Raw genomic sequence first — 1,087 nt, forward strand, 5'->3', positions numbered from 1 at the left:
TAAGGCTCTATTTGTGTTTCAGGGAGTTAAATAAAATGTTGTGCAATAGTGATAAATCCTGTAGTTTTATGACGTTTTTATGTGATTAGATATGGCAATGATTAATATTCAACACTTAATAGATGAGCAGCAGTGCTATGAAACAGTGCGTAAATTGCGCTGGTCAAATGGAGTAACTTGTCCGCATTGTATGGCGTCGGCAGACAAAATCATCAAGCGAGGAGCCTCAAGTAAAGCAGAGTTTTGCCAACGTTACCATTGCAAACAATGCGATAAAGATTTTGACGACTTAACACATACGATTTTCACCAATCGGCACCAACCTTTGAAGACATGGATTCTATGCCTTTATTTCATGGGGCTAAACCTCTCAAATGCGCAGATTGCAAAGGAGTTGGAGCTGAATGAGACTGACGTGTATACCATGACTATGCAATTACGCGAAGGTGTCGAGCAAAGACGAGAACCTACCGTATTATCAGGTGAGGTCGAGTGCGATGAAGTGTATGTGGTTGCAGGGCATAAGGGTAATCCAACAGCGGTTAAAAAAAAGGGCGTAAGGCAAGGCGTAATCGATTGAAAGGAGCTCGAGGACGAGGCACTTTGGAAAAAGAAAAGCCGCCAATATTTGGTATGATTCAACGTGGAGGAGATGTTGTGGTGCAAATGCTACCTGATGTTAAACAGAAGACGATAAAACCCTATATTGAATCTTGTATACAGTCAGGCAGTACCGTCTATACGGATGAGTATGTCATTTACGCCAATTTGACGCAATTAGGCTATAAGCATAAAACAGTGAATCATGGTTCTGGGGAATATGCACGCGATGAGGATGGTGATGGGTTTTATGAAGTCCACGTTAATACTCAGGAGGGTTGTTGGTCGCTATTAAGATCATGGTTAAGACCACATCGAGGGATTTCTCAAGAAAAGCTACCAAAGTATCTGGCATTTTTTGAGTTTGTTCATAATGCAAAGAAGCGAGGAAAAGCATTAATTTTCTCGTTGTTAGAAAACGTCCTTTGTAAAAAACTAACGGTGCAATAAGTATGAATTATAATCTCCTTGCAACACAAATAGAGCC

At 40.7% G+C, this 1,087-nt stretch carries 2 protein-coding genes; both read left to right on the forward strand.

Going from position 1 to position 1,087, the window contains the following annotated elements; translation table 11 throughout:
* Window positions 1-91: 91 nt before the first annotated feature.
* Window positions 92-580: a transposase gene (locus F3D68_RS11430; RefSeq protein WP_224728298.1), complete on the forward strand. Its 489-nt coding sequence runs from the start codon at window positions 92-94 to the stop codon at window positions 578-580.
* Window positions 577-1,050 (forward strand): IS1595 family transposase, encoded by a 474-nt coding sequence (locus F3D68_RS11435; RefSeq protein ID WP_224728299.1) that lies wholly within the window; start codon window positions 577-579, stop codon window positions 1,048-1,050. Before F3D68_RS11430 ends, F3D68_RS11435 begins: the two co-directional genes overlap by 4 nt.
* Window positions 1,051-1,087 lie beyond the last annotated feature (37 nt).

Origin of the sequence: Cysteiniphilum sp. JM-1, from assembly GCF_008711525.1 — a bacterium.
Lineage (GTDB): Bacteria > Pseudomonadota > Gammaproteobacteria > Francisellales > Francisellaceae > Caedibacter.

Coding starts and splice junctions, on each gene's coding strand:
- F3D68_RS11430 (WP_224728298.1), top strand. CDS start 92: ATGGCAATGATTAATATTCAACACTTAATAGATGAGCAGCAGTGCTAT.